Source organism: Bradyrhizobium sp. Leo114, from assembly GCF_055229415.2.
The window spans coordinates 1-4,889 of sequence record NZ_JBUYEN020000123.1; the positions used below are offsets into that span (position 1 = coordinate 1).

The following is a 4,889-nucleotide window of genomic DNA, read 5'->3' on the forward strand; positions in this document are numbered from 1 at the left end:
ACGCTCGAGCATTCCAATGACACGTCGATTCCGGCATAGTGCTCCATGGTCGACTCTCCTCGATGCTTGGAGCGAGGTCCATCCTCGACTCCGTCACACCATCAATGTGAGGGACGACCGCCCGCCCTCCAAGCAAGCCGCGCGCAGCGCGCCACCCATAGCGCCGTAGCAAGCGCGGCTTGCTTGGAGGGCAGACCGCGGCCCGTTACCCCATCTACACGATCTCGCTCGCAATGACGGCTAACCCATCATCAACGCCACGCGGCCGATCGCCTTGCGCTCCAGCAGCAGGCGCATCGCTTTCGCAACATCCTCCAGCGGCAAACGATGCGAGATGTTCGGGCGCACCTTGCCGGCTTCCGCCCATTCGGTCAGCGCCTTGATGCGCACCTCGCCCAGCGCCGGATTCCGCCGCACGGCTTCGCCGGCGCGGATGCCGAGCACGCTGGCGCCCTTGATCATCAAGAGATTGGTGCGGGCAAGCCCGATGCCGCCGGTGAAGCCGATGACGAGCAGCCGCGCGCCCCAGTTGATGCAGCGCATCGAGTTTTCGAACACCTCGCCGCCGACCGGATCGAACACGACATCGGCGCCGTTGCCATCCGTAATGCGTTTCACGGCATCGCGAAACGGCTCGCGATCGTAGAGCACGAGATGGTCCGCTCCCCTCGCCTTGGCGATCGCAAGCTTCTCCTCGCTGGACGCGGCAGCGATCACGACGGCGCCGAGCAGCTTGCCGATCTCGACCGCGGCCAGTCCCACGCCGCCGCCGGCGCCATGCACCAGCAGCACCTCGCCGTGCCGAAGCTGGGCGCGGTCGATCAGCGCATGATAGGCCGTGCCGTGCGCGGCAAGAAAGGTCGCGCCTTCCGCATAGTCGAACGTCGACGGCATCCGCGTGAGCTGCGACGGCGTGGCCACCGCCTCGTCGCTGAAGGCGCCGTGGCGCATCTTGACGATGACCTTGTCGCCGACCTTGACGTCCGCGGCATCATTTACCTCGACCACGTCGCCGGCGGCTTCCATCCCCGGCGTGAACGGCAATGGCGGCTTGAGCTGATATTCGCCGGCCGCCATCAGCACGTCGGGAAAATTGATCCCCGCGGCGCGGATCGCGACGCGCACCTCGCCTGCCTTCAATGGCGCGGACGAAAATGTTTCCAGCCGCAGGCGCTCGGGCGGGCCGAGCTCGCGGCAGACAACGGCTTTCGGCATCAGGCTGCGCGCTCCTTCTTGCGCTCCAGCGCCTCGCGGATCAGCGGCAAGCGGTCGTTGCCGAAATACATGTCGGTCTTGTCGATGAAGATGGTCGGCGAGCCGAAGCCGCCGCGCGCCATCACTTCATCGGTGTTGGCCTTGAGCTGGTCCTTGATCGCCTCCTGGCTGATGCCGGCGAAGAATTTTGCCGGATCGATGCCGACCTTGTTGCAGATCTCGGTCAGCACCGCATCCTGCGAAATGTCCTTGTCGTCCCCCCAATAAGCCTCGAACACCGCGCGCGCGAACGGCACCATCTTGTCGTTGCCGAGCCAGATGCAGCCGCGCATCGCCTTGACACTGTTCACGGGAAACACGCTTGGCGGCATCTTGATCGCAAGGCCTGCCGAGCGCGCCCAGTCGGAGAGATCCTTCTTCATGTAGCGCGCCTTCAGCGGCACCGGCGTTTCGCGCGAGGCGTAGACGCTCGGGTTGACGGTGTTGAAGATGCCGCCGACCAGGATCGGCCGCCACGAGATATCGACGCCGAACTCCTTTGCCAACGGCTGGATGTTGTGGAAGGCGAGATAGGTCCAGGGGCTGGAGCAGTCGAAGAAGAATTCGATCATGGTGGCGTTTCCTGTTGTGATATCGCTTGTGTCCATTTTCGTCATTCCGGGATGCGCCGCAAGGCGCAGGCCCGGAATCCATTGATCAGCGTGCGCCAGCGGCGAAATGGATTCCGGGCTCGCGACTTCGTCGCGCCCCGGAATGACGGGTAGTTACTGCTTCTCCAGCATCTCCCTGGCGCGCTGGCCGAACATGTTCTTGCGTGCCTGCTCGTCGAACGGTTCCTTGACGAACTTGCCGATCGCGAGCCCCGCCTGAACCTGCGGCCGGGCGCGCACGTCGGCGTACCAACGCTTGATGTTCGGGTAATCGTCGAGCGTGAAACCCTGCGCCTTGTGGGTCATGGTCCAGGGGAAAGCAGGCGATATCAGCAATGGAATACTCGCCGGCGATATAGGCGCCGGTCTTGCCGAGCTGGCGGTCGAGCACGCCATAGAGCCGCGCCGCCTCGTCGCGGTAGCGCTCGATCGCATAGGGGATCTTGTCGGCGGCATAGAGCGCGAAATGGCCGTGCTGGCCAAGCATCGGACCGAGCCCGCCCACCTGCCACATCACCCACTGGATGACCCTGGAACGGCCGCGCATATCCGCAGGCAGGAAGCGGCCGGTCTTTTCGGCGAGATAGATCAGGATCGCGCCGGTCTCGAACACAGCGAACGGCTCGCCGCCGTCGGCAGGAGCGTGATCGACGATCGCCGGAATCCGGTTGTTCGGGCTGATCGCCAGGAATTCCGGGCGAAACTGCTCGCCGGCGCGGATATTGACCGGGATGACCTGATAGGCAAGCCCGAGTTCCTCCAGCATGATCGAAATCTTCCAGCCGTTCGGCGTCGGCGCGTAGTGCAGGTCGATCATGGTTTCTCCCAGAGGTCGCGTCATAAAGACGCTTGTTGTTCTGTACCTCGATCATAAGACATGGCAGACAGGCGCTCAATCCGAACCGAGGGAGGCCAGACATGCTGTTTCCGACCACGATCGCGGGCTCCTTGCCGAAACCGGAATGGCTGGCGGAGCCCAACACGCTGTGGGCGCCCTGGAAGTCGCAAGGCGACGAGCTGGCGCGCGCCAAGCGCGACGCCACCCTGCTCGCGCTGAAGCTGCAAGAGGATGCCGGAATCGATCTCGTCACCGAGGGCGAGCAGGCGCGGCAGCATTTCGTCCATGGCTTCCTGGAGAAGGTCGAGGGCATCGATTTCGCCCACAAGGTCGAGATGGGTATCCGCAAGGACCGCTATAAGGCGATGGTGCCGCAGGTGGTGGCGCCGCTGCAGCTCAAGGGCCGTGTCCATGCGACCGAGGCCCGTGTCGCCCGCACCCACACGACGCGCAAGCTGAAATTCACCCTGCCCGGCCCGATGACCATCATCGACACCATCGCCGACCAATATTACGGCGACCGGGTCAAGATGGCCTTCGCCTTTGCCGAGCTCCTGAACGAGGAGGCCAAGGCGCTGCAAGCCGACGGCGTCGACATGATCCAGTTCGACGAGCCCGCCTTCAATGTTTACATGGACGACGTCCGCGACTGGGGCATAAGTGCCCTGGAGCGCGCCACCGAGGGGCTGACCTGCGAGACCGCCGTGCACATCTGTTACGGCTACGGCATCAAGGCCAATACCGACTGGAAAGAGACCCTGGGCGGCGAATGGCGGCAATATGAAGAGACTTTTCCTGTGATCGACAAGAGCACGATCCAGCAGGTCGCGATCGAATGCCGCAACTCGAAAGTGCCGATCGAGCTGCTCGCGCTATTGCCGGGCAAGATCGTTCAGGCCGGCGTGATCGATGTCGCGAGCGACGTTGTCGAGACCGCCGAAGACGTGGCCAATGTGATCGAGGCGGTCGCGAAATTCGTGCCGAAGAGCAACATCGTCGCGACGACCAATTGCGGCATGGCGCCGATGCGGCGCGACATCGCGGAAGCCAAGCTGATGGCGCTCGGCGCAGGCGCCAAGCTGGCGCGGCAGCGGCTCGGCTGATGTGGGCTGGCCAACGAAGCCTGTTGATGCGCCCTCGCCCCTTGTGGGAGAGGGCTACTCCGACGCCGGCAACAGACTCGATGGGGTGAGGGGTTGCCTCCACGAGCACCGGCGCTCGCGGAGAGAACCCCTCATCCGGCGCTTCGCGCCACCTTCTCCCACAAGGGGAGAAGGGAAGACGGCCGCATCGGTTCAACCAAGCGCCGTCGCGCTTGGATGCAGCACGGGCTGATAGCCGGCGGCGAATGCGCGAACCGTTGATGGCGGCGTCAGCAGCAGCGCAGTATCCATGTCGACGTTGCCGCGCTCATAGCCCGCGAACGACCAGCGCAGCGGCTCGCCGCTCACAACCAGATAGCTCTCCTCACCCGCCTGCACCATCGCGCCGTCTGGCAGGCTCGCGAGCAGCATCGGCAGCGGATGCAGCCGCTTCCGGCCGCGGTCGAGGCGCTCGCGATGCAGCACGGCGTCGATCTCGGGCGCGTGGATGTTTTCCGCGTCATTGCCCTGCTCCCAGGCGGCGCGAAAGCGGTTGGCATCGTCGCGGCGGCAGAAGAAGCAGGGGCGATGGCCCGCGGCGAACGCGGTGGCTTCATCGAGGAAGAACAATTCGGTCCAGCTTCGTCCGCCCATCACCTTGCGACGCCGGCCGCGGAATTCGCACACGCATGTCAGCCAAGCCGGGCTTGACCAGCGCTTTTTCAGGAGCGTTTTGGTCGCGGGATCATGGATGATGCCGCGGTTGCCGGTAAACAACCCGCGGTGCGGTGTGGCGACGATCTCGCCGGTTGGCGTGACGCGGTTCTGCAGGGACATCTTGCTTCTCCTTCTCCCCGTTCTTACGGGGAGAAGGTCGGGATGAGGGGCTCTATCCGCGAATACGAAAGCAGATGTACTCGCGGAGACTCCCCCTCACCCGGATCCCATCTTCGATGCGATCCGACCTCTCCCCGCAAGCGGCAGGGGAATCGCATATGGATTTGCGGCCTCTATTGCGTTGTTTTGCAGGATGGATTCTGAGAGCGGCTCCCACAAGGCGGAGGGAGTCGTATGGGGAAGTTCAAGAAGGCTTTTCGGCGGTTG

Annotated in this window: 4 protein-coding genes and 1 pseudogene; 1 reads left to right on the plus strand and 4 read right to left on the minus strand. The window is 64.0% G+C overall.

Features of this window, described 5'->3' with window-relative positions:
• Positions 1 to 240: 240 nt before the first annotated feature.
• From ACZIRK_RS44570 to ACZIRK_RS44580, 3 genes and pseudogenes are all read right to left on the minus strand, one after another.
• A complete protein-coding gene (locus tag ACZIRK_RS44570; protein WP_474419773.1) occupies positions 241 to 1,215 on the minus strand; it encodes an NADPH:quinone oxidoreductase family protein in 975 nt (324 codons plus the stop codon).
• The gene (locus ACZIRK_RS44575; RefSeq protein ID WP_474419778.1) at positions 1,215 to 1,826 is read right to left on the minus strand and encodes a DsbA family protein; all 612 of its coding nucleotides are present in this window, start codon (positions 1,824 to 1,826) and stop codon (positions 1,215 to 1,217) included. Before ACZIRK_RS44575 ends, ACZIRK_RS44570 begins: the two co-directional genes overlap by 1 nt.
• Before the next feature lie 153 nt (positions 1,827 to 1,979).
• Positions 1,980 to 2,682, minus strand: a pseudogene (locus ACZIRK_RS44580) (glutathione S-transferase N-terminal domain-containing protein).
• A gap of 101 nt (positions 2,683 to 2,783) precedes the next feature.
• Between ACZIRK_RS44580 and ACZIRK_RS44585 the strand changes: the two are divergent.
• Positions 2,784 to 3,806 carry a methionine synthase gene (locus ACZIRK_RS44585; RefSeq protein ID WP_474419775.1) on the plus strand — a complete coding sequence of 341 codons (1,023 nt, stop codon included), beginning with the start codon at positions 2,784 to 2,786 and terminating at the stop codon, positions 3,804 to 3,806.
• Positions 3,807 to 3,998: 192 nt separating this feature from the next.
• Here the strand turns inward: ACZIRK_RS44585 and ACZIRK_RS44590 are convergent, their stop codons facing one another.
• Complete coding sequence (locus ACZIRK_RS44590) at positions 3,999 to 4,622, minus strand: hypothetical protein (RefSeq protein ID WP_474419777.1); 624 nt, start codon at positions 4,620 to 4,622, stop codon at positions 3,999 to 4,001.
• Positions 4,623 to 4,889: the final 267 nt, after the last annotated feature.